This is a genomic window from Streptomyces sp. NPDC057271 (assembly GCF_042668715.1).
GTDB lineage: Bacteria > Actinomycetota > Actinomycetes > Streptomycetales > Streptomycetaceae > Streptomyces.
Map to the genome: position 1 here is coordinate 48,255 of NZ_JBHUYJ010000022.1, position 21,137 is coordinate 69,391.

Below are 21,137 nucleotides of genomic sequence, written 5' to 3' on the forward strand. Positions count from 1 at the left end.
ATGACGGACGGCCGTTCCGCTGGGTAGAACACCGGTGATGACCACCACCCTGCGGCCGGCCGAGCCGCTTCAGCAGACCCCCGACGGCGGGCGCGCACGCGTCTACGACGTCTGTGTGAACAGCCGACGCGTCGGCTCCGTGCGCCTGACCACCGCACCCGGCTTCGGCGTCGGTGCCGGAGTGATCGAGGACCTCGGCGTCGACGAGAAGGACCGTCGTCGCGGCCGGGGCACGGTCGCCGCGCTCGCCGCCGAGGAGGTGCTGCGCGGCTGGGGCTGCCGCGAGGTCCAGATCTCCGTGCCGGCGCGGGCGGAGGCGGCGCTGCGGATGGCGGTGGCCCTCGGCTACACCGAGCGCAGCCGGAACATGGTCAAGGAGCTCCCGGCGGAGCCGCCGGAGCTGCCGCCCGGTCTCGAGGTCCGCCCCATGACGGAGGCGGAGTTCGGGCCGTGGAAGGCGGAGGCCCAGGAGGGCTTCGCGCAGAGCTGGATGGAGCGGGGTGTTCCCGAGGAGCAGGCCCGGGCCAAGTCCGAGGCCAGCCACCGCGAGCTGCTGCCGCAGGGCCTGAGCTCACCGGGGGCGGCGATCAGCGTGGCGGTGTGGGACGGGGAGAACGTCGGCCACGTGTGGACCGGGGCCCGGGAGCTGGAACCGGGTGTCCACGGCAGGTACGTCTACGGCATCGAGGTCGCCGAGAGCCATCGTGGCCGCGGCTACGGCCGCGCCCTGATGCTGCTCGCCGAGCGGGACACGCTCGGCGCCGGGGAGCGCCGGCTCGGACTCCACGTCTTCACGGGCAACACCCCGGCGATCCGGCTCTACGAGTCGCTCGGCTACCGGACGACACACGTCAACAGCTACAAGGCCTTGCTGTAGGGGTGCCCGCCGGCCCCCCGGCCGCCCCGGCGCAGGTACGTCAGCCGGCGAGCAGGCGGTCGGCGATCTCCTCGATGCGCGCGCGCAGGCCGTCCTGGCTCTGCCCGCCGTCCAGGCGCTCGCCGCCGACGACATAGGTCGGGGTGCCGGTCACCTTGATCGCCTTGCCCTCCGCCTGATCGGCGTCGACGGTCAGCAGGTGCCGTCCGTCGATCAGGGCGGTGTCGAACTCCTCGGCGTCCAGACCCAGTTCGCGCGCCACGTCCAGGAGGACCGGCTCGCCCCGCTCGCCCAGCTCCGCGGTCCTGGCCAGCAGCGCCTCCGCGTACGGCCAGCCCTTGCCCTGCTCGGCGGCCTCCTCTGCGGCCTGCGCGGCGGCATAGGCGTGCTTGTGCTTCTCCAGCGGGAAGTGCCGCAGCTGGACGTCGATCCGGTCGCCGTACTTCCCGCGCAGCGCGCGCACGTCGTCGAGCGCGCGGAAGCAGTCGGGGCACTGGAGGTCGAACCAGGCCTCCACGGTGACGGGGGAGGCGGACGGGGTGGTGGAGTCGCTCATGGGGGCAGTCTTCCAGCCTCCGCCGGCACGGCCCAACCGGGACCTGGGGAGGAGATCCGGCCGGGGCGACCCGGAGATCTCCCTGAGGTCCGCCCGGTGACATGGCCGTGGGCCACCTCGGCGGTGCAGGATGGAAGGGACGTATCGCACCGGGCCCAGGAGGATCGCATGCTCGCCGAGACCATCTTTTCCGCGGTGTCCGTGGCGGGCCTCGGCATCGCCGCCATCACGGCGTACCGCAAGCGCTTCCTCGCCGCGGCACGGATCGCCGCCTACTCCCTGGTGCCCATCGGCCTGGTGATGACCGGGGCGGTGGAGTGGGCCTTCGACACGGCCTTCAGCCCGACCGCCTGGGCCGGTTTCGGCGTACTCGGCGTGGCCTGGCTGCTCTTCGTCTCCACGCGGGCCGTCGAGCGGCGCAGATCGGGACGCCCGGAGGTCGAGAAGGGCGGGAAGACCGAGCCCGGCGTCGTCGCTCCGGCCGCCTCGGCGCCCTCGCTCGGCCGCGGACAGCGCGGTGCGACCCCGAAGCCGAAGGGTTCGACGGCGGGGGACGACTTCAGCGACATCGAGGCGATTCTGAAGAAGCACGGCATCTGAGCGTCCGCGGCATCCACGGGATGTGATGAACTCCCCCTCCCGAGGGGCGTGTTGCGAACCCTCCCGCGGGGCGCTGCGCCATGATCGCCCCCGAGATGCTCGATACCTCGCGGGATCACGCCCCCGCTCCCACCGAAGAGCCGCGCGGTTGTCTGTTCGCGCTCTCCCAGCCGCCACTGATGATCTTCCTCGCGGTGATCGGCTTCCTGCTCCTGACGGCCGCCGTGCACGACCTCTTCCTGCTGTGAGGCGGCACGCGGCCGGTCAGCCGGCCGCTTCCTTGCGGCGCGCCCGGTACGCGGCGACATGGAGCCGGTTACCGCAGGTACGGCTGTCGCAGTAGCGGCGCGAACGGTTGCGGGAGAGGTCGACGAAGGCCCGGCCGCAGTCGGGTGCCTCGCAACGCCGCAGGCGTTCCCGCTCTCCCGCCACGATGATGAACGCCAGGGCCATGCCGCAGTCCGCGCCCAGGTGGTCGGCGACCGATGCGCCGGGCGCGAAGTAGTGCACGTGCCAGTCGTAGCCGTCGTGGTTGGTGAGCTGCGGCGTCGTGCCCGCGGCGGCGACGAGCTGGTTGATCAGCGTGGTCGCGATCCGGGCGTCCGGCGCGGCGAAGATCGCCGCGAACCTGGCCCGTACGCCCTGGACGGCCTTGAGGTCGTCCTCGTCGAGCTCGCGCACGTCGCTGATGTCATGGGCCCGCACGAAGGTGCGCAGCGCCGGGACGTCCACGAGTTCGTCCTCGCGATCGCCCTGGGGCGCGGTGTTCATCAGATCGACGACGGTGTCGAGGGCGATCCGGGTGTCGTGGGGAATCAGCACGATTCGCTCCCTGGCCGGCTGCGGGCGGGTGCCCGCACAATTGCGCTGACTCTAGCGGCTTCGCCGCGCCGCGCCGGGAGGGGTCCGAAAGCGGGCCGGTACGGGGCCGAAACCCCGCTCTGACCGCGTGCCCGTGATCGCGGTCCGCGGTCCGCGGCCCCGGAACGGGCGTCGGCGCCCTCCTCCGCGCCGGCTGCGCGGTGAGGACGCCGATGTCTGCCGTATGCGGTTGTCCACGCGGCGCCGTCGCCCCGAGTCGGACGGCGCCGTGCGGCTCTCGGCCTGGCTCAGCTGTCGGCCAGGATGTGTGAGAGCTCCGTGTCGAGATCGAAGTGGCGGTGCTCGGTGCCGGGCGGCACCGCGGCGTCGGTCCGCTTCAGGAACGACTCCAGGGCCCTCGCCGGGGCCTCGAGCAGGGCTTCGCCCTCGGGTGAACTCAACGCGATGCAGACGACGCCCTGACCGTGACTGCGGGACGGCCAGACTCTGACGTCGCCGGTGCCGGTGGGCCGGTGCAGCCCCTCGGCGAGAAGGTCGCGGGCGAAGACCCACTCGACCGTCTCCTCGGCTCCGGTGTGGAAGGTGGCGTGCACGGCATACGGATCGGCCGTGTCATACCGCAGGCCCGCGGGTACAGGCAGTGAGGACTCGCTCGACACAACGAGGCGCAGGTGCAGCTCGCAGCTGACCGTGGTGTTCATAAGCGCCAGGGCCTTTCGCTCAGTGTGCGCTCGGGGATTCGCACGTCGGCGAAATCGACATGCCACCTACGGTGCCGTTGTAAACCCCTCTGTCTGTTTTGTGATCGTTCAGGTAGCTCGTATGGGGGTGTGTGACTTTAGGTAGTACCGCCATACGAGTGAGGTCGCCCGGTCCGGTAAGTTGGGACCATGAATGCGGAGAGTGACGAGCGCACCGGGGAGTCCGCGGCCGACGGGGGATCCGAGCTGGGATCCAGGGCCCCCGAGTTCATCAAGGCCCGGCGGACCCTGCACATGAGTTGGCAGGTCGGCGTCTTCATCGTGGGGCTGGCGGTGGTCGGCGCCGGCGTCGTCATGCTGCCCCTGCCGGGCCCCGGCTGGCTGGTGATCTTCGGCGGCATGGCGATCTGGGCCACCGAGTTCGTCTGGGCGCAGCTCGTGCTCCGCTGGACGAAGCGGAAGGTCACCGAGGCGGCACAGCGCGCGCTCGACCCGAAGGTCCGGCGGCGCAACATCATCCTGACGACGATCGGTCTGGTCGTCGTCGGAGCGCTGCTCGGTTTCTACCTCTGGAAGTACGGCTTCGTCATGCCGTGGAAGATCGACGACTGACCCGGGGGACGGTCGGGGCACCGGCTGACATGCGGTAATGTTTGCGGTGCGCCCGGGCGATTAGCTCAGTGGGAGAGCGCTTCGTTCACACCGAAGAGGTCACTGGTTCGAACCCAGTATCGCCCACCACCCGGACCGAAGGCCCGGAGACCGAATCCAGTCTCCGGGCCTTCGGCGTTCCCCGGCAACGGGCCGGCCGTGTCACCGCATGCGGCCGAGCCGCTCCCGGAGACGGCGGGCGTCCCGCAGCCGCTGCTCGTACGTCGCCCCCACGGCCAGGAGCAGCAGACCGGCGAGCGCCGGGGGCAGCCAGCGGGGGAGCGCCCCGACGGCCTGGACGACGTACGGGGCCAGCTCGTGCAGCCCGTCGAGGGCGAGGACCGTACCGCCGAGCACCAGCAGGGCCTGGAGCCGGAACCGTGCGCCCAGCAGGGTCACCACGAGCGCGGCGACTCCGAGGAGCAGCGGGCGAGGCCAGTCCGGGTCCGCCCAGGCGGCGAACAGGCTGGGCACCAGTGTGGCGGCGAGCCCGGGGCCGTACGCCACCCAGGACGAGGCCTCCGGTTCGCGGCGCCGCCGGAGCACACCGACCACGAGGGCCGGCACGGTGACGGGCAGTGTGTACGCCTCCGGTGTCGTCACGTCCCAGACGGCCAGACGCACCCAGGTCGCCAGGAGGAACAGCGCACCCGCGATCCAGGAGGCGAGCGGACGGCGCTCGGGCCTGACGGCCGTGGCGGCGGCGATCACGCCGACGAGGGCGAGGACGAGCGCGAGGACGGCCGGCCGGGAGGACGCCGCCGCCGTGGCGAGCGCGAGCAGCGCCACGCCGGTTCCGGTGAGCTCCACCGGCAGTGCGACCGGATGGCGCCGAAGACGTGCGCCGAGCAAGGCGGTGGCGGTGGGGACCAGGAGCAGCGCCAGGGCGGTGTCCGGGGCCTGGAGCTCCGCCGCGGCGGCGCCGGCGGAGACCAGGCCGGTCGTCACGACGACCGCCGCACAGGCGGCGACGGCTCGCCGGGCGCCCTCGGAGAGGAACGCGCCCGCCACGAAGAGCCCGAGGAGCACGCCGAGCGCCCCGAAGGTCGCCCCCCGCGTGTCCAGAGCCACTGCGACCGTGCTCAGGGCGGAGACGAGCCCGCACCCGAACGCACTCCACCCGAGCACCTCGCGGGGCTGCACGGTCGTGGGGGCGGCCACCGGGCGCACCGGCCCCCACCTGTGCCACGAGGCCTCCGGGCCGCCGGCGCGCGGACGCTTCCCGGCCACCTCGGCGTCGTCGGACGTCCGGGTGGTGGTCCCAGCGGCCTCGTCGTTGGATCGCATGGCGCGATCGGCAGACGACGAGCCCGCCTCGCCGCCGGAGTGCCCGGCGGGCTCGGCCGCCGGGTCCGCCGCGCGGCCTGTTCCGGCCGGTGACGGCAGGCCGCGCGTCAGGGACGACGGGCGGAGCGCCAGGGCGAGGGCCGCCGTGGTCGTCACGAGCTGGAGGGTCAGAGTGGCCGCGTACGGGAGTTCCAGGGAGAGCGGGAGCGCCGTCAGGGTCGCCCAGGCCAGGAAGAGCGCCGCGCAGCGGGACCAGAGGCGCGGCAGGGCGGCGAAGGCCCCGGCCGCGACGAGCAGGACCACCGGCGCGGTGGACGGGTACCAGGCGAGAACGGACTCCGCGTGGGCGCCCGACCAGACCGGGGTCGTCCGCGCCACGGGGCCGAGCAGCGCCGCCGCGACCGGCGGGAGCGCCCAGAGCACGCCCAGGGCCAGCACCCCGGCACCCGCCCCGGCCAGGCCCTTGCGTACCCCGCGCGGCGCCGCCGACCGCAGTGCGCCCGCCGGGGCCACCGCGCACAGCACGTACACCGGCATCTCCCAGTCGCCCGGCAGGACCGGGCGCAGCACACCGCCCGCCGCCGTGACCACCGCGAGCCCCGCCACAACCGACACGGCCACCGCCGCACGAGGTGCCTGCCATGCCACGCCCAGCGCCACCACCGCACAGGCGACCAGCAGCGCGCCCGCCGGCACCGGCGAGGAGAGCGACAGCGCGCCGCCCGCGAGCAGCGCCCAGCCGCCCAGGGCGCCCGCCCCCACGGCCGCCGTCACCCGTACCGGCGCCGGCTTCGCCCGGACCACCACGGCCAGATCCACGACCGCCGTCGCCAGCGCGGCCCAGCTCAGCGCGAGCGGGCCGCCGTCGGCGGCCAGGACGGCCAGTGGCAGGGGGAGTTGGGCCGTCACCACCGCCACCGGCAGCGGGATCCGCAGCCGTCCGAGCGCCGCACCGTACGCCGTCCACGCGCCCGCGAGCACCGCCGACGCCACGGCCGCGAAGGCCGTACCGTCCGTGTCCGCGAGCGCCACCCGGTGCAGCGCGTACGCGTCCAGGACCATCAGCACCAGACCCAGGGCCGCGACCGCCTCCGCCGTGGAGCCGAGCCCCCGGCGCAACAGCACCACCGGCACCACCAGCGCCGCGGACGTCACCACGGCGAGCACCGCCGCACGGCCGCCGATCCCCATCGAACCCCAGCTGACCAGGGTGAAGGCCAGCGCGGCGATCGTCAGCAGCACCCCGCCCAGGGTGAGCAGCACGTTCTGCGCGCTGCGCGGCGTCGAGTCCCCGACCGGCCCGGTCGCGGTCCGCGGGGGTGCCGGGAACGCCGCCGGAGCACGCAGTACGTGCAACAGCCAGGCCCGGCGGGCCAGCAACTGGGACCTGCGGGCGTCGAGTCGGGCCAGCTCGCGGTCGACGAGCACCAGTTCGTCGGCGGGCGGGAGTGCGTTGTCCATGCCCGGAGTGTGCTCCGGGCCACAGTCCGAAACCATGCGCGCGGGTACTCATCTCCGGGCCTGAGTACGTACACACTGGGGTCATGGACTGGTGTCGCTACCGTTTCCGCAGCGTCTGGCAGCTCGCCGCCCCGCCCGACGCCGTCTACGCCGTGCTCGAACGGGCCGAGGAGTACCCGAGCTGGTGGCCCCAGGTCCGTGAGGTCGTCCCCGTCGACGACGTGACCGGCACCGCCCGGTTCCGTTCCCTTCTCCCGTACGACCTCGTCGTCACCGCCGAGGCCCGGCGCCGTGACCCCGTCGCCCACGTCCTGGAGATCGCGCTCCGCGGAGACCTGGAGGGCTGGGCACGCTGGACGCTCGCCGCGGTCGCAGGCTCCCGCACCCGCGCGGTCTACGACCAGGAGGTCGAGGTGACCAGCCCTCTGATGCGCCGGCTCGCCATCCCCGGGCGGCCCGTCTTCCGCGCCAACCACGCCCTGATGATGCGCGCGGGACGACGAGGGCTCAGGGCCCGCCTGGGCGCGGTTTGAAGGAAGCCCGCGGAAACCTGTATGGTTCAACCCGTTCCCGGGCGATTAGCTCAGCGGGAGAGCACTTCGTTCACACCGAAGGGGTCACTGGTTCGATCCCAGTATCGCCCACCGGGAGAGGCCGGTCCGTCGAAAGACGGACCGGCCTTCCGCATTCCCGGCCGGTTCCGGCCGCACGCGGTCGGCCTTGCGCCGTCGGGCTCACACCCCCTGACTCACGCGGCGGTGCGCAGCTCCGGGCGGAGCGGCCAGGCCGGATCCACCGTCTCCGGCGTCCCGTTGCGCGTGAACCACGCCTGCAGCCCGCGTGCCTGCGCCGCGTGCCAGACCGCCTGCAAGGTGTGCAGCTCCGCGGGCGACAGCCGTTCGAGCCGAGCCGCGAAACGCCGCGCAACCGCCCGTACGACATCCAGTGCCGCCGTCGCGTCCGCCGCCGCGTCGTGGGCGCCGTCCAGCTCCACGCCGTACTGCGCGCAGAGATCCGTCAGCGTCCGGCGGCCCTTCCGATAGCGGTCCAGGTGCTTGTCGAGCACCCGTGGATCCAGCACGCACAGCGGCGAGTTCTCCAGATAGCGGCCCAGCGAGGAGGCGCGGTGGCGGCGCAGCTCGCGGTCCAGGATCGTCAGATCGAAGGGCGCGTTCATCACCACCAGCGGCCGGCCGGCGGCGCACTGCTCGGCCAGCGCCCGCCCCAACTCCTCCATGACCGGCGCGGGCCAGCGCCCGTTCCGCTGTAGATGATCGTCCGTCAGGCCATGGACCTCCGTGGCCGCGGCGGGCACCGGAATCCCGGGGTTGACCAGCCAGCGCGTGACCCGCGGCCGCCCGCCGGCCGTGTCCTGGACGACGAGCGCGGCCGAGACGATTCGGTCCTGCTCGACGTCGACTCCCGTGGTTTCCGTGTCGAATGCGGCCAAGGGCCCCTCATACCAGTGCGTCATCCCCGAACTCCTCGCACATATGCGGCAGATGGCGATCCCTCTGCCCGAATCGGTGATACCCGGGCTGTTTGCCCCGTACGCGGACCGGTGACAACACAGATGACGGGGAAGGGAATTGACATGGCGCTCGCCCAGCCCGAATCGGGAGGGCTGTCCCCCGCAAGCGGGAGGTGCCCCCAGCCTCAGCGGGCAGCACCGTTGCGCGGCTCACTCGCCACCACCGCCTGCATGGAGACGCTCCAGGTGGGATATCTCCACGCGGTCGCGGCGGCGGCGGGCTGCTCGCTGTCGCAGCCGTTTCCGGACAACGGCATCGACTGGCACGTGAGCCACAGCGCTCCCGGCCACACCGTCGACGACGAAGTGACCATCAAGGTGCAGCTGAAGTGCACCTACCAGCTGCCGCCGCGGCCGCCGGGCCCCGCGTTCTCCTTCACCCTGGACAACGACCATCTGGTGAAGCTGGCGCGGACCCCGGTCTCGGTGCACAAGATCCTGGTCGTGATGATCGTGCCGCGCGATCAGGAGGACTGGCTGCGGGCCGGGCACGACCGTCTGGACCTGCGGCACTGCTGCTACTGGATCAACCTGGCCGGCCACCCGGTGACGGGGCGGCGGCGGACGACCGTGCGCGTGCCGACGGCGCGGATCTTCGACGACCGGGCTCTGTGCGAGATCATGACCCGGGTCGGCGTGGGAGGGAGACCTTGATGCACCGGCCGATCGGCGAACAGGAGGGCGGGGCCGGCCACGGCCCCGTTCTGCCACCGTTTCGCCCCCATCCCCCGCACGGCGACCTCCCCGGCGGCTCCTGGGCCGACGTCGCGGGCTCGCCCGACCCCGGACGCGTCGACCCGCTGGTCCTGGGCGCGCTGCTCGCCCGGCACGGCTGGCGACGGCGCGGCGGGGCCGCGGGCCGCTACAGCCGCTGGACACCGCCGGGATCCGGCACCGTCCCGGGCACGAGCCTGCTCGTGCCCGAGAGCCGGGCCTTTCCCGACTGCGAGGACCTGATCGGGGAGGCGCTCGCCGCCCTCCAGCACAGCGCGGCGCCGTCCGCTCGGGAGGTCCTGGTCGGGCTGACCGTTCCCAGCGACGAGATCCGCTGGTGGCGCGACGTGCCGCCCGGCCCCGCGGGCACGGTTCCCTGGACCGTCCAGGAACAGCTGAGGTCGGCCGCCCGTCAGCTGCTGCTCGCCGGGGCGCTGGCCGTCCGCGGGCGCGCCGGGTACTACGGCGCCCGGCACCGGCGCAAGGCCCAGGCGTCCCTGGAGTCGGTGGTCGTGGGCGCGGCGCCGGGCGGCCGGGGCCTGACCGCGTTCGTCCCCGTCGACTCCGGCCGGGCCATCGCCGTGCGGCTGTACCACGCGCTGTACGCGGCGCGTGAGGCCACCGACTACCAGCGCGCCACGGGCGGGATGGAGGCCTTCGACGCGGCGGTCGAGGCGGGGGTGAGCCGTGAGCTGACCGAGGCGCTCGTCGCGCTGGTACGCGGCACGGAGGGAGCCAGGATCGCGCTGGAGTGGGCCCCCGCCGCCGGAACGCCCGCCGGGTGCGCGGCCCGGCCCGAGCCCGTCGAGTTCTCGGCGGGCGACCTGCCGGCCCTGCGCGAGGCGAGTGCGCGCTACATGACGGACGAGCCGTCCGTGCCGGTACGGATCACGGGTGCCGTCGTCCGCATGCGCCGCTCCGGTCCGCGGGGCGAGGGAACCGTACGGCTGCGGGTCCTGGGCGGCGCCGAGGTGCCGCACGTCCGGGTGACCCTGGACGAGGAGTCGTACCGGACGGCAGGCCACGCGCATCTGGTCGGGCTGCCGATCCGGGTGGTGGGCAGGCTGGAGAGCCGAGGAGGCTTCCGCCGGCTGACGGACGCCTCGGGCGTCGTACCGGTCCAGGTGGACGAGGCGGAGCGGGACCGCCTGATGAAGTCGCTCCACGAGAATCTCGACTTCTTCGAGGAGGCCTGCGGCCCGGGCGAGTGACCTTTCCAGGGCACCCGGCCCTGAGGGCCCCGCGTTGGTGACGCGGTGCACCGGAGGGCCTGGCGAGTGAGCCGAAGGACGCGGCCGGGGGGAACAGTCCCGAGCGCGCGCAGCCCGCCGAGGGACGAGGGGGGCGAGCACGTACGGGGCTGTGAGTCCGGCTCGAAGCGTCCGGAGTTGAACCGAGCCCGTAGGATTCAGGGGTGCGGCACCTCGTCTCTGTCGCGCGCCGTCGACGCCGGCACATCGTGTCTGCCTGCGCCCTTATGGAAAGAGCATCCGTGTCTGATGTCCGTGTGACCGTCCAGTCCGCCTCAGGAGCCGAGGATCGGGCGGTGAGCGCGGGCACGACCGCCGGCGCGCTGTTCGCCGACGACCGGTCCGTGATCGCCGCCCGCGTCGGCGGTGAGCTGAAGGACCTCGCCTACGTCGTCGCCGAGGGCGACGTCGTCGAGCCCGTCGAGATCTCCTCCCCGGACGGACTCGACATCCTGCGCCACTCCACCGCGCACGTCATGGCCCAGGCCGTGCAGGAACTCTTCCCCGAGGCCAAGCTCGGCATCGGCCCGCCGGTCCGGGACGGCTTCTACTACGACTTCGACGTCGAGAAGCCGTTCACGCCCGAGGATCTCAAGGCCATCGAGAAGAAGATGCAGGAGATCCAGAAGCGCGGTCAGCGCTTCTCCCGTCGCGTCGTGACCGACGAGGCCGCCCGCGAGGAGCTCGCGGACGAGCCGTACAAGCTGGAGCTCATCGGCATCAAGGGCTCCGCGTCGACCGACGACGGCGCCAGCGTCGAGGTCGGCGGCGGCGAGCTGACCATCTACGACAACCTGGACGCCAAGACCGGCGACCTGTGCTGGAAGGACCTCTGCCGGGGCCCCCACCTGCCCACCACGCGGAACATCCCCGCGTTCAAGCTGATGCGGAACGCCGCCGCCTACTGGCGCGGCAGCGAGAAGAACCCGATGCTCCAGCGCATCTACGGCACCGCCTGGCCGTCGAAGGACGAGCTGAAGGCCCACCTCGACTTCCTCGCCGAGGCCGAGAAGCGCGACCACCGCAAGCTCGGCAACGAGCTCGACCTCTTCTCCATCCCGGACGAGATCGGCTCCGGCCTCGCCGTCTTCCACCCCAAGGGCGGCATCATCCGCCGGGTCATGGAGGACTACTCGCGCAAGCGCCACGAGGAGGAGGGCTACGAGTTCGTCTACTCGCCGCACGCCACCAAGGGCAAGCTGTTCGAGAAGTCGGGTCACCTCGACTGGTACGCCGAGGGCATGTACCCCCCCATGCAGCTCGACGAGGGCGTGGACTACTACCTCAAGCCCATGAACTGCCCGATGCACAACCTGATCTTCGACGCGCGCGGACGTTCCTACCGTGAACTGCCGCTGCGCCTCTTCGAGTTCGGCACCGTGTACCGGTACGAGAAGTCGGGCGTCGTGCACGGCCTGACCCGCGCCCGGGGCTTCACCCAGGACGACGCGCACATCTACTGCACCCGCGAGCAGATGGCGGAGGAGCTCGACAAGACGCTCACCTTCGTGCTCAACCTGCTGCGCGACTACGGTCTGACCGACTTCTACCTGGAGCTGTCCACCAAGGACCCGGAGAAGTTCGTCGGCTCGGACGAGGTGTGGGAGGAGGCCACCGCGGTCCTCCAGCAGGTGGCCGAGAAGCAGGGCCTCCCGCTCACCCCCGACCCGGGCGGCGCCGCGTTCTACGGCCCGAAGATCTCCGTGCAGGCGCGTGACGCCATCGGTCGTACCTGGCAGATGTCGACGGTGCAGCTGGACTTCAACCTGCCGGAGCGCTTCGACCTGGAGTACACCGGCCCCGACGGCACCAAGCAGCGTCCGGTCATGATCCACCGCGCGCTGTTCGGCTCCATCGAGCGCTTCTTCGCCGTGCTCCTGGAGCACTACGCGGGCGCCATGCCGCCGTGGCTGGCCCCCGTCCAGGCGACCGGCATCCCGATCGGTGACGCCCACATCCCGTACCTCCAGGAGTTCGCCGCCAAGGCGAAGAAGCAGGGTCTGCGGGTCGAGGTCGACGCCTCCTCGGACCGGATGCAGAAGAAGATCCGCAACGCGCAGAAGCAGAAGGTCCCGTTCATGATCATCGCGGGCGACGAGGACATGGCCAACGGCGCCGTCTCCTTCCGCTACCGCGACGGTTCGCAGGAGAACGGCATCCCCGTCGACGAGGCCCTCGCCAAGATCGCCAAGGTCGTCGACGAGCGCGTCCAGGTCTGACCCGGGCCGCGCCGACGCTCAGGGGGCCCCCGGGGAGTTTCCCGGGGGCCCCTTCTCGTCCTCCCGCGTGAAGGACTGGATCAGCCAGGACGAGAACGAACCCGTCACGGCCCCGATCAGCGCGACCCCGCACGCCATCAGCCCCACCGCGATGGTCCGGCCGACCGGGGTCACCGGGGCCACATCCCCGTACCCCACCGTCGTCAGCGTCGCGGCGGCCCACCAGACGGCATCGCCGAAGGTACGGATCGTGGCACCGGGGGCTCCTCGCTCGTGCTGGTAGACGGCGAGCGCGCAGGCGAACCCGAGCAGGGTCACCGAGAGACTGGAGTACGCCATGACCCGGGCGTAGAGGCTGAGACGCGGCTGGTCGCGGCGGCGCTGGATCTGGTCGTAGACCTTCACCATCTGCAAGGGCCGCAGCAGAGGCAGCACCAGGATCACCGTGCCCAGGAGATGCGCGTGGACGAAGCGCAGGGGGCCCAGGCCGCTGAGCCGGAGCCGTACCACGTAGTCGACGACGAAGACGCCCCAGGCCGCGAGCGTGACCGCAAGGCACAGGTTCAGCCAGACCTGGTCCAGTCCGCTGGCCAGCACCCGTACCGTGTACCCGGCGAGGTAGAGCAGGGATGCCACCGCGAGCGGTGCCTCCATGCGCCGGTCCCAGCGCTCCTGCTTCTCCGGCGTCTCGCTCATCGGATCAGCATCTCCGAGGTCGGCTGATCATCGCCCCGGCGACACGTTCCGAACGGGCGAAGCAATATGCTGCACAGCATGACGATTGAGCCGGAACAGCAGATCGGAGTCGGGACGCAGGACGCGTTCCAGCGCCTGTGGACGCCTCACCGGATGGCGTACATCCAGGGCGAGAACAAGCCGACCGGGCCGGGGGCCGAGGACGGCTGTCCGTTCTGCGTGATCCCGGCGAAGTCGGACGAGGACGGCCTCGTGATAGCACGGGGCGAGAACGTCTACGCGGTGCTCAATCTCTACCCGTACAACGGCGGGCATCTGATGGTGGTCCCCTACCGTCACGTCGCCGACTACACAGATCTGGACGCGCCGGAGACCGCCGAACTCGGCGAGTTCACCAAGCGGGCCATGATCGCCCTGCGCACCGCGTCCGGAGCGCACGGCTTCAACATCGGCATGAACCAGGGCGCGGTCGCGGGAGCCGGCATCGCCGCCCACCTCCACCAGCACATCGTGCCCCGCTGGGGCGGAGACACCAACTTCATGCCCGTCGTCGGCCACACGAAGGTGCTGCCACAGCTCCTCGCCGACACCCGCGCGATGCTCGCCGCCGTCTGGCCGGCCACGTCGGAACTCGCCTGACCCCTACGCGTCGTACGTGTCCGCCTTCTTCGGGCCCGGGTCCTGGACGGCTCCGCTCAGGATCAGCGAGCGGTTGGTGAAGCGCTCCGTGTCCACGCCGTGATCGTCGAGCACCTCGATGGTCGCCGCGTGGACCGCGCGCATCACCGGCGTCGCGGCACGGATCGCGTCGTCGGCCATGAAGCGGTGCCGCCACGGCTGTGCGGCCCAGGCGTGGCGCAGTCCGAAGGGCTCCGGCAGGACGAGCTTGCCACCGAGGAAGTCCAGGATCGGCGGGAACCAGGTCAGCGGGGCGCGGACCGCCTTGCGGACGATCTCGTCCGTCTCCAGGAGCGGCAGCTGGACCTCCCTGGTCTCCCAGAAACGCACCGTCTTGGAGACCTCCTTCGTCTTCGCCTTGGGCTTGGTGGTGAAGAGCGAGTGGACCGGGCCGAGCGCGTGTCCGGTGACCTCCACGCGCAGGGTGCGATGGAGCGAGGTCACCGTGATCATCATCGTCAGGACGAGCTGGCCGTCCCAGAGCGTGAACTGCACACCGAGGTAGTGCCGGTTGCCGGCGCCGAACTGCTGGTCGTTGCAGATGCGCTGTATCTCGTGCGGCTTGACCTGGAAGTGGACGATGTTGTCGCCGTCGGGCCTGGCGACCTCGTCGGCACCCTCGCCCACCGGAGAGACGATCCAGTGCTTGACGGTCGGCTTGGGGAAGCCGGTCTTCAGGGACCCCCGCTCCAGCATCGTGAGCTGGTCGTGGATTTTCCGTACGACGTCCCAGGCACGGAAGTCGTGGATCTCGCGCCCGTCCTTGGGGATCAGCTCCTCGGCGAGCGTCCAGCTGCCCCAGCGCGTGCCCATGCCCAGTATTCCCTTCGGGCCCGCGTAGAAGACGATGTTGGACTGCTGCTCGGCGGAGAGCTTCTCCAGGTTCTGGCGGAGCTCCTCGGCGGACTTCTCGGCAGGGTCTCCGGGGACCGCCTCGGGGATCTTCGCGCCGATGCCGCCGCCGCTCAGCAGGGCCGTCCAGCGGTCCCGCAGATCCCTGGCCGTGGACTCGCAGATCCGCTTGGCGAGGAACCAGCCGAGGACCGGGGCGACGATCATCGCCCGGAGATAGATCCCCAGGAAGCCGCCGAACGGGAGCTTGATCATGAAACCCACCGCGATCAGGGCCGCCACCAGCAGGATCGCCGTGCCCACCGCGCTGGTGCGCCTGTTCTCCGACCCGGCGACCATCCTGCGCAGCTGGATCACGCCGAGCCAGAGCAGCAGTCCGGGCAGGAACAGGACGCCGAAGACGAAGGTGACCAGGGTCAGCCTGACGTCACGCTGCTTGCGGATGCCGGTGGCGGCCAGACAGTGCTCGACCACGGGCTGCGGGTCGGTGCCGAAGGACTGGATGAGCGCCTTGCGGGCACCGCCGAGCATCCGCACCTGGACCGCGCGCGAGAACGCCTCGCCGAGGTCGGGGCGGAAGAGCCGGGCCCATCTGCCGTCGGTGACCTTGGACTGGTGCCAGTCGTTGTTGGCGTCCAGGATCGCTTCCACCGGGCTGTCGCGGTACGCGGCGGAGGCCAGCGCATGCGTCGCCGCCGTCTGTCCGTCCGAGCCCTGCAGCGGAACCTGCGCCCCGGGTCCGAAACTGCCGATCGTCACTGATGCCCCCATCGCCGCGCGCCCGCGTGGTTCACCGCGTACCCTCTGCGGCCTGTTCCCGACTACCGCGCCCCGCACACCTGCTGAGCTGGGCACCACAGCGTAACCGGGTAGCGGTGGATGCGTCACGGGTCGGCCGAATGCCGTCCGCCGGAGGGGAGTTGGACGGACGGCATTCGGCCGTGTGCGGGTGGCTAGGAACCCTTCCCCGACTGCTCGCGGAGCTTCTCGGCGAGTTGATGCGGCATCGGCTCGTGCCGGGCGTACGAGCGGTCGAAGCGACCGGTGCCGTGCGAGAGGGAGCGGAGTTCGACCGCGTACCGTCCGATCTCGATCTCCGGGACCTCGGCGCGCACCAACGTCCGCCCAGGACCTGCCTGTTCGGTGCCGACGACCCGCCCTCGGCGCCCGGAGAGATCGCTCATCACCGGACCCACGTACTCGTCGGGGACGAGGACCTGGACCTCGGCGACCGGCTCCAGGAGCCGGATGCTCGCCTCGGCCGCCGCCTCGCGCAGGGCCAGGGCGCCCGCGGTCTGGAACGCGGCGTCGGAGGAGTCGACCGAGTGGGCCTTGCCGTCGCGCAGGGTGATCCGCACATCGACCAGCGGATGCCCGGCGGCCACCCCGCGCGCGGCCTGGGCGCGTACGCCCTTCTCGACGGAGGGGATGAACTGGCGCGGAACAGCCCCGCCCACCACCTTGTCGACGAACTCGATCCCGCTCCCCGGCGGCAGGGGCTCGACGTCGATCTCGCAGATCGCGTACTGCCCGTGGCCACCGGACTGTTTGACGTGCCGGCCCCGCCCGGCCGACGGCCCGCCGAAGGTCTCACGGAGCGCCACCTTGTGCGGGACCGCGTCGACCTGCACCCCGTACCGGCTGCGCAGCCGCTCCAGCGCCACGTCCATGTGCGCCTCGCCCAGACACCAGAGGACGACCTGGTGGGTGTCCTGGTTCTGCTCCAGACGCATGGTCGGATCCTCGGCTACCAGCCGGGCAAGCCCCTGCGAGAGCCGGTCCTCGTCGGCCTTGCTGTGCGCTTCGATCGCCAGGGGAAGCAGCGGATCGGGCATGGTCCAGGGCTCCATCAGGAGCGGGTCGTCCTTGCTGGAGAGGGTGTCGCCGGTCTCCGCCCGGGCGAGCTTGGCCACGCACGCCAGGTCGCCCGCGACGCACTGGCTCAGCTGGCGCTGCTGCTTGCCGAAGGGGGAGGTCAGCGCGCCGACCCGCTCGTCGACGTCGTGGTCCTCGTGTCCTCGGTCGGTCAGCCCGTGTCCGGAGACATGGATCGTCACGTCGGGGCGCAGGGTGCCGGAGAAGACCCGCACCAGCGAGATCCGGCCGACATAGGGGTCGGAGGCGGTCTTGACGACCTCGGCGACGAGCGGCCCCTCGGGATCACAGGTGACCGGGGGCCGCGGGACGCCGTCGGGCGTGGTCACCGCGGGCGCCTCGCGCTCCAGCGGGGTCGGGAAGCCACGGGTGATCAGTTCGAGCAGTTCGACGGTGCCGAGCCCCTGCTTGCCGCCGTCGGAGGCGGGCGCGGCGGCCAGCACCGGATGGAAGGTGCCCCGGGCGACGGCCTTCTCCAGATCGTCGATCAGCGACTTGATGTCGATGTCCTCGCCGCCGAGATAGCGGTCCATGAGGGTCTCGTCCTCGCTCTCGGCGATGATCCCCTCGATCAGCCGGTTACGGGCCTCCGCGAGCAGCGGCCGCTGGCTCTCGTCCGGCGGGTTCTCCTGCCGGACGCCCGTGGAGTAGTCGAAGATCCGCTCCGAGAGGAGCCCCACCAGACCCGTGGTCGGCGCGTGCCCGTCCGGTGCCGCCGGGCCGGACAGCGGCAGGTAGAGGGGGAGGACGGCATCGGGGTCGTCACCGCCGAAGATCGCGGAGCAGACCGAGGTCAGCTCGTCGAAGCCGGTGCGGGCTGTGTCCAGATGGGTGACGACGATGGCGCGGGGCATGCCGACGGCCGCGCACTCCTCCCACACCATGCGGGTCGACCCGGCGATCGCGTCGGCCTCCTGGGCGGCGGAGACGACGAAGAGGGCCGCGTCCGCGGCGCGCAGGCCGGCCCTCAGCTCCCCGACGAAGTCGGCGTACCCGGGGGTGTCCAGGAGATTGATCTTGACCCCGTCCCATTCGAGGGGGACGAGAGACAGCTGTACGGAGCGTTGCTGGCGGTGCTCGATCTCGTCGTGGTCGGAGAGCGTTCCGCCGTCCTCGACGCGCCCCGCCCGGTTGACCGCCCCCGCGGTCAGCGCGAGCGCCTCGACGAGTGTCGTCTTTCCCGATCCGCTGTGGCCGACCAGCACCACGTTCCGTACGGCCGAGGGCCGGTCGGCCGTTGGAGCCCTGCCGGCGGCTCCGGAGTGTGCGTTCGCCTTGTCGCCCATGAGGGGTCCTCCCGATCGCTTGCACCGCTCGCTCGCACGGTGAGGCGGGACGCGGGCGCAGGGGGAGACATTGGGCAGCTCCGGCGGTGCCCGCGGTTGTCCTTCGAGCTTTGCACCGACGTCACGGTGCGTCCATACGTCGTACGCGACGCGGCGGGCGGGTGCCCGTCGGTTCGGCGGCAGCCTCGCTGGCTACGATGGGCGGGCCGGTGGTCGTAGGGGCCGCGCGGCCCACCGAACCTCGGGAAGGCCATGCTGAACAAGTACGCGCGTGCATTCTTCACGCGTGTCCTCACACCGTTCGCCGCGTTTCTGCTCCGGCGGGGCGTCAGCCCCGACGCGGTCACGCTCATCGGCACGGCCGGAGTGATGGCGGGAGCCCTGGTCTTCTTCCCCCGGGGGGAGTTCTTCTGGGGCACGATCGTCATCACCCTCTTCGTCTTCTCCGACCTCGTCGACGGAAACATGGCCCGGCAGGCGGGGATCTCCAGCCGCTGGGGCGCGTTCCTCGACTCGACCCTCGACCGGGTCGCCGACGGCGCCATCTTCGGTGGCTTCGCGCTCTGGTACGCGGGTAGCGGCGACGACAACGTGATGTGCGCCGTCTCGATCTTCTGCCTGGCCAGCGGCCAGGTCGTCTCGTACACCAAGGCGCGAGGTGAATCGATTGGCCTGCCGGTCGCGGTCAACGGCCTGGTCGAGAGGGCCGAGCGGCTCGTCATCTCGCTGGTCGCCGCGGGCCTCGCCGGACTGCACGGCTTCGGTGTGCCGGGCATCGACGTCCTGCTGCCGATCGCGCTGTGGATCGTGGCGGTCGGAAGCGCGGTGACCCTCGGCCAGCGGGTGGTCACGGTACGACGGGAATCGGCGGAGGCCGACGCGGCCGCGGACGCGTCCGGTGCGCGGGGGAACGAGGCGACGCCATGAGCGGGCTGCAGGACCGACTGACCGACACCCTGTACGGGCTCGGCTGGGCGGCCGTGAAGAAACTGCCGGAGCCGGTGGCGGCCGGGCTCGGACGGCGGATCGCCGACACCGCCTGGAAGCGCCGCGGCAAGAGCGTGCTGCGGCTCGAGTCCAACCTCGCGCGCGTGGTGCCCGACGCGGGCCCCGAGCGGCTCCGCGAGCTGTCGAGGGCCGGCATGCGCTCGTACATGCGGTACTGGATGGAGTCCTTCCGGCTGCCGACCTGGAGCCGGCAGCGGGTCGACGACGGCATCGACATCAAGGACGTCCACTACCTGAAGGACGGTCTCGCCTCCGGCCGCGGAGTGATCCTCGCCCTGCCTCACCTGGCCAACTGGGACCTCGCGGGCGTGTGGGTGACCCGCTCCCTCGGGGTGCCGTTCACCACGGTCGCGGAGCGGCTCAAGCCCGAGACGCTGTACGACCGGTTCGTCGCCTACCGCGAGTCGCTGGGCATGGAGGTCCTCCCGCACTCCGGAGGCTCCGCCTTCGGGACGCTCGCGCGTCGGCTGCGCGACGGCGGCCTGATCTGTCTCGTCGCCGACCGTGACCTGTCCGCCTCCGGCACCGAGGTCACCTTCTTCGGGGAGACGGCGCGGATGCCGGCCGGGCCCGCGCTGCTCGCCCAGCAGACGGGCGCGCTGCTGCTGCCGGTGACCCTCTGGTACGACGAGACCCCGGTCATGAAGGGGCGCGTGCACCCGCCCGTCGACGTACCCGAGTCAGGTACGCGGGCCGAGAAGACGTCCGTGATGACACAGGCGCTGGCCGATGCCTTCGCCGGCGGAATCGCGGACCACCCGGAGGACTGGCACATGCTGCAGCGACTGTGGCTGAAGGACCTGGAGGAGCGCACGCCGCTCGGCGAGGAGCGCCGGCCATGAAGATCGGCATCGTCTGCCCCTACTCGTGGGACGTGCCCGGTGGCGTCCAGTTCCACATCCGCGACCTCGCCGAGCACCTCATCAGACTCGGGCACGAGGTCTCCGTGCTCGCCCCCGCCGACGACGAGACGCCGCTGCCGCCGTACGTCGTCTCGGCGGGCCGCGCCGTGCCGGTCCCGTACAACGGCTCGGTGGCCCGGCTGAACTTCGGCTTCCTGTCGGCGGCCCGGGTACGGCGCTGGCTGCACGACGGCACCTTCGACGTCATCCACATCCACGAGCCCGCCTCGCCCTCGCTCGGCCTGCTGACCTGCTGGGCCGCACAGGGGCCGATCGTCGCCACCTTCCACACGTCCAACCCGCGCTCGCGGGCGATGATCGCCGCGTACCCGATCCTGCAGCCCGCGCTGGAGAAGATCAGCGCGCGGATCGCGGTGAGCGAGTACGCCCGGCGGACGCTGGTCGAGCACCTCGGCGGCGACGCCGTCGTCATCCCCAACGGCGTCGACGTCGACTTCTTCGCGCGGGCCGAACCCCGGCCGGAGTGGCAGGGGAAGACCCTCGGCTTCATCGGGCGCATCGACGAGCCGCGGAAGGGCCTGCCGGTCCTGATGAAGGCGTTGCCCAAGATCCTCGCGGAGCGGCCCGAGACGCGGCTCCTGGTCGCCGGGCGCGGCGACGAGGAGGAGGCGGTCGCCTCCCTGCCGCGCGAGATGCGGGAGCGCGTGGAGTTCCTCGGGATGGTCAGCGACGAGGACAAGGCGCGGCTGCTGCGCAGCGTCGACCTCTACGTCGCGCCGAACACGGGCGGCGAGAGCTTCGGCATCATCCTGGTCGAGGCGCTGTCGGCGGGCGCGCCGGTCCTCGCCTCCGACCTGGACGCCTTCGCCCAGGTCCTCGACCAGGGCGCGGCGGGCGAGCTCTTCGCCAACGAGGACGCGGACGCGCTGGCGGACGCGGCGATCCGGCTTCTCGGGGACGAGGTGCGGCGCAAGGAGCTGAGCAGGCGCGGCAGCGCCCATGTGCGGCGCTTCGACTGGTCGACGGTGGGCGCGGACATCCTCGCGGTCTACGAGACGGTGACGGACGGCGCGGCATCGGTCGCGGCGGACGAACGCGTGGGCCTGCGGGCGCGGTTCGGGCTGGCGTCGCGGGACTGAGCCCCACCGGCATGGGGGAGGGCTCCCCGGAGACGGACGCGCGCTGCCGGCCCACCCGTCACCCCCTCCCC

At 71.9% G+C, this 21,137-nt stretch carries 20 protein-coding genes and 2 tRNA genes; 14 read left to right on the forward strand and 8 right to left on the reverse strand.

Going from position 1 to position 21,137, the window contains the following annotated elements; translation table 11 throughout:
• Positions 1-37: 37 nt before the first annotated feature.
• Positions 38-877 (forward strand): GNAT family N-acetyltransferase, encoded by an 840-nt coding sequence (locus ACFUJR_RS13460; protein WP_383168934.1) that lies wholly within the window; start codon positions 38-40, stop codon positions 875-877.
• 40 nt (positions 878-917) lie between these two features.
• Here ACFUJR_RS13460 and ACFUJR_RS13465 read toward each other — a convergent pair whose 3' ends face one another.
• Complete coding sequence (locus ACFUJR_RS13465) at positions 918-1,433, reverse strand: DsbA family protein (protein ID WP_383168937.1); 516 nt, start codon at positions 1,431-1,433, stop codon at positions 918-920.
• A gap of 168 nt (positions 1,434-1,601) precedes the next feature.
• Between ACFUJR_RS13465 and ACFUJR_RS13470 the strand changes: the two genes are divergently transcribed.
• Entirely contained in the window at positions 1,602-2,033 is a 432-nt protein-coding gene (locus tag ACFUJR_RS13470) for a hypothetical protein (RefSeq protein ID WP_383168940.1), read from the forward strand.
• An 80-nt stretch (positions 2,034-2,113) separates the two neighbouring features.
• Positions 2,114-2,281: a hypothetical protein gene (locus ACFUJR_RS13475; RefSeq protein ID WP_352186628.1), complete on the forward strand. Its 168-nt coding sequence runs from the start codon at positions 2,114-2,116 to the stop codon at positions 2,279-2,281.
• A gap of 16 nt (positions 2,282-2,297) precedes the next feature.
• On the opposite strand, the gene ACFUJR_RS13480 is transcribed toward ACFUJR_RS13475, so the two are convergent.
• A complete protein-coding gene (locus tag ACFUJR_RS13480) occupies positions 2,298-2,855 on the reverse strand; it encodes a CGNR zinc finger domain-containing protein (protein WP_383168942.1) in 558 nt (185 codons plus the stop codon).
• A 287-nt stretch (positions 2,856-3,142) separates the two neighbouring features.
• Positions 3,143-3,556 (reverse strand): SsgA family sporulation/cell division regulator, encoded by a 414-nt coding sequence (locus ACFUJR_RS13485; protein ID WP_015032345.1) that lies wholly within the window; start codon positions 3,554-3,556, stop codon positions 3,143-3,145.
• A 189-nt stretch (positions 3,557-3,745) separates the two neighbouring features.
• Here ACFUJR_RS13485 and ACFUJR_RS13490 point away from each other — a divergent pair, with 189 nt between their 5' ends.
• Together ACFUJR_RS13490 and ACFUJR_RS13495 are read left to right on the forward strand one after the other, a co-directional pair.
• Positions 3,746-4,168, forward strand: coding sequence for a TIGR02611 family protein (locus ACFUJR_RS13490; protein ID WP_383168945.1), 423 nt, complete (start codon positions 3,746-3,748; stop codon positions 4,166-4,168).
• Positions 4,169-4,222: 54 nt separating this feature from the next.
• Positions 4,223-4,297: transfer RNA gene (locus ACFUJR_RS13495), tRNA-Val, on the forward strand.
• A gap of 72 nt (positions 4,298-4,369) precedes the next feature.
• Here the strand turns inward: ACFUJR_RS13495 and ACFUJR_RS13500 are convergent.
• Complete coding sequence (locus ACFUJR_RS13500) at positions 4,370-6,955, reverse strand: SCO7613 C-terminal domain-containing membrane protein (RefSeq protein ID WP_383168948.1); 2,586 nt, start codon at positions 6,953-6,955, stop codon at positions 4,370-4,372.
• An 83-nt stretch (positions 6,956-7,038) separates the two neighbouring features.
• On the opposite strand from ACFUJR_RS13500, the gene ACFUJR_RS13505 reads away from it, so the two are divergent.
• Positions 7,039-7,488 carry an SRPBCC family protein gene (locus ACFUJR_RS13505; protein WP_383168951.1) on the forward strand — a complete coding sequence of 150 codons (450 nt, stop codon included), beginning with the start codon at positions 7,039-7,041 and terminating at the stop codon, positions 7,486-7,488.
• A 39-nt stretch (positions 7,489-7,527) separates the two neighbouring features.
• Positions 7,528-7,599: transfer RNA gene (locus tag ACFUJR_RS13510), tRNA-Val, on the forward strand.
• A 104-nt stretch (positions 7,600-7,703) separates the two neighbouring features.
• Here the strand turns inward: ACFUJR_RS13510 and ACFUJR_RS13515 are convergent.
• A complete protein-coding gene (locus tag ACFUJR_RS13515; protein ID WP_383168954.1) occupies positions 7,704-8,429 on the reverse strand; it encodes a 3'-5' exonuclease in 726 nt (241 codons plus the stop codon).
• A 120-nt stretch (positions 8,430-8,549) separates the two neighbouring features.
• On the opposite strand from ACFUJR_RS13515, the gene ACFUJR_RS13520 reads away from it, so the two are divergent.
• The 3 genes from ACFUJR_RS13520 to thrS all read left to right on the forward strand — a co-directional run bounded on the left by ACFUJR_RS13520 (position 8,550) and on the right by thrS (position 12,669).
• Positions 8,550-9,140, forward strand: a complete 591-nt coding sequence (locus tag ACFUJR_RS13520) for a DUF4365 domain-containing protein (protein WP_383168957.1) — start codon at positions 8,550-8,552, stop codon at positions 9,138-9,140.
• Positions 9,140-10,411 (forward strand): hypothetical protein, encoded by a 1,272-nt coding sequence (locus tag ACFUJR_RS13525; RefSeq protein WP_383168960.1) that lies wholly within the window; start codon positions 9,140-9,142, stop codon positions 10,409-10,411. Before ACFUJR_RS13520 ends, ACFUJR_RS13525 begins: the two co-directional genes overlap by 1 nt.
• 281 nt (positions 10,412-10,692) lie before the next feature.
• The gene (thrS, locus tag ACFUJR_RS13530) at positions 10,693-12,669 is read left to right on the forward strand and encodes a threonine--tRNA ligase (RefSeq protein ID WP_383168963.1); all 1,977 of its coding nucleotides are present in this window, start codon (positions 10,693-10,695) and stop codon (positions 12,667-12,669) included.
• Positions 12,670-12,687: 18 nt separating this feature from the next.
• Here thrS and ACFUJR_RS13535 read toward each other — a convergent pair whose 3' ends face one another.
• Positions 12,688-13,365, reverse strand: a complete 678-nt coding sequence (locus ACFUJR_RS13535; protein WP_383168966.1) for a potassium channel family protein — start codon at positions 13,363-13,365, stop codon at positions 12,688-12,690.
• A gap of 66 nt (positions 13,366-13,431) precedes the next feature.
• On the opposite strand from ACFUJR_RS13535, the gene ACFUJR_RS13540 reads away from it, so the two are divergent.
• Positions 13,432-14,004, forward strand: a complete 573-nt coding sequence (locus ACFUJR_RS13540) for an HIT family protein (RefSeq protein ID WP_383168969.1) — start codon at positions 13,432-13,434, stop codon at positions 14,002-14,004.
• A 3-nt stretch (positions 14,005-14,007) separates the two neighbouring features.
• Here the strand turns inward: ACFUJR_RS13540 and ACFUJR_RS13545 are convergent, their stop codons facing one another.
• On the reverse strand, positions 14,008-15,666 hold the full coding sequence (locus ACFUJR_RS13545; RefSeq protein WP_383168972.1) for a hypothetical protein: 1,659 nt from the start codon (positions 15,664-15,666) through the stop codon (positions 14,008-14,010).
• A gap of 182 nt (positions 15,667-15,848) precedes the next feature.
• The gene (locus ACFUJR_RS13550) at positions 15,849-18,056 is read right to left on the reverse strand and encodes an elongation factor G-like protein EF-G2 (protein WP_383168975.1); all 2,208 of its coding nucleotides are present in this window, start codon (positions 18,054-18,056) and stop codon (positions 15,849-15,851) included.
• A gap of 252 nt (positions 18,057-18,308) precedes the next feature.
• Here ACFUJR_RS13550 and pgsA point away from each other — a divergent pair, with 252 nt between their 5' ends.
• Genes pgsA through ACFUJR_RS13565 form a run of 3 tightly spaced genes read left to right on the forward strand, consistent with a single transcriptional unit; the run spans position 18,309 to position 21,066 of the window.
• Positions 18,309-18,983: a phosphatidylinositol phosphate synthase gene (pgsA, locus tag ACFUJR_RS13555; protein ID WP_383168978.1), complete on the forward strand. Its 675-nt coding sequence runs from the start codon at positions 18,309-18,311 to the stop codon at positions 18,981-18,983.
• Complete coding sequence (locus tag ACFUJR_RS13560) at positions 18,980-19,906, forward strand: phosphatidylinositol mannoside acyltransferase (RefSeq protein WP_383168981.1); 927 nt, start codon at positions 18,980-18,982, stop codon at positions 19,904-19,906. Before pgsA ends, ACFUJR_RS13560 begins: the two co-directional genes overlap by 4 nt.
• A complete protein-coding gene (locus ACFUJR_RS13565) occupies positions 19,903-21,066 on the forward strand; it encodes a glycosyltransferase family 4 protein (protein WP_383168983.1) in 1,164 nt (387 codons plus the stop codon). Before ACFUJR_RS13560 ends, ACFUJR_RS13565 begins: the two co-directional genes overlap by 4 nt.
• Positions 21,067-21,137 lie beyond the last annotated feature (71 nt).

Excerpts from the sequence above, each read along its gene's own strand:
- ACFUJR_RS13560 (WP_383168981.1), top strand. The coding sequence starts at position 18,980 with ATGAGCGGGCTGCAGGACCGACTGACCGACACCCTGTACGGGCTCGGC.
- ACFUJR_RS13535 (WP_383168966.1), bottom strand. The coding sequence starts at position 13,365 with ATGAGCGAGACGCCGGAGAAGCAGGAGCGCTGGGACCGGCGCATGGAG.
- ACFUJR_RS13475 (WP_352186628.1), top strand. The coding sequence starts at position 2,114 with ATGATCGCCCCCGAGATGCTCGATACCTCGCGGGATCACGCCCCCGCT.
- ACFUJR_RS13545 (WP_383168972.1), bottom strand. The coding sequence starts at position 15,666 with ATGGGGGCATCAGTGACGATCGGCAGTTTCGGACCCGGGGCGCAGGTT.
- ACFUJR_RS13460 (WP_383168934.1), top strand. The coding sequence starts at position 38 with ATGACCACCACCCTGCGGCCGGCCGAGCCGCTTCAGCAGACCCCCGAC.
- ACFUJR_RS13490 (WP_383168945.1), top strand. The coding sequence starts at position 3,746 with ATGAATGCGGAGAGTGACGAGCGCACCGGGGAGTCCGCGGCCGACGGG.
- ACFUJR_RS13565 (WP_383168983.1), top strand. The coding sequence starts at position 19,903 with ATGAAGATCGGCATCGTCTGCCCCTACTCGTGGGACGTGCCCGGTGGC.
- ACFUJR_RS13550 (WP_383168975.1), bottom strand. The coding sequence starts at position 18,056 with ATGGGCGACAAGGCGAACGCACACTCCGGAGCCGCCGGCAGGGCTCCA.
- ACFUJR_RS13520 (WP_383168957.1), top strand. The coding sequence starts at position 8,550 with ATGGCGCTCGCCCAGCCCGAATCGGGAGGGCTGTCCCCCGCAAGCGGG.
- ACFUJR_RS13540 (WP_383168969.1), top strand. The coding sequence starts at position 13,432 with ATGCTGCACAGCATGACGATTGAGCCGGAACAGCAGATCGGAGTCGGG.
- ACFUJR_RS13470 (WP_383168940.1), top strand. The coding sequence starts at position 1,602 with ATGCTCGCCGAGACCATCTTTTCCGCGGTGTCCGTGGCGGGCCTCGGC.
- ACFUJR_RS13485 (WP_015032345.1), bottom strand. The coding sequence starts at position 3,556 with ATGAACACCACGGTCAGCTGCGAGCTGCACCTGCGCCTCGTTGTGTCG.
- ACFUJR_RS13525 (WP_383168960.1), top strand. The coding sequence starts at position 9,140 with ATGCACCGGCCGATCGGCGAACAGGAGGGCGGGGCCGGCCACGGCCCC.
- ACFUJR_RS13515 (WP_383168954.1), bottom strand. The coding sequence starts at position 8,429 with ATGACGCACTGGTATGAGGGGCCCTTGGCCGCATTCGACACGGAAACC.
- ACFUJR_RS13465 (WP_383168937.1), bottom strand. The coding sequence starts at position 1,433 with ATGAGCGACTCCACCACCCCGTCCGCCTCCCCCGTCACCGTGGAGGCC.
- pgsA (WP_383168978.1), top strand. The coding sequence starts at position 18,309 with ATGCTGAACAAGTACGCGCGTGCATTCTTCACGCGTGTCCTCACACCG.
- ACFUJR_RS13505 (WP_383168951.1), top strand. The coding sequence starts at position 7,039 with ATGGACTGGTGTCGCTACCGTTTCCGCAGCGTCTGGCAGCTCGCCGCC.
- ACFUJR_RS13500 (WP_383168948.1), bottom strand. The coding sequence starts at position 6,955 with ATGGACAACGCACTCCCGCCCGCCGACGAACTGGTGCTCGTCGACCGC.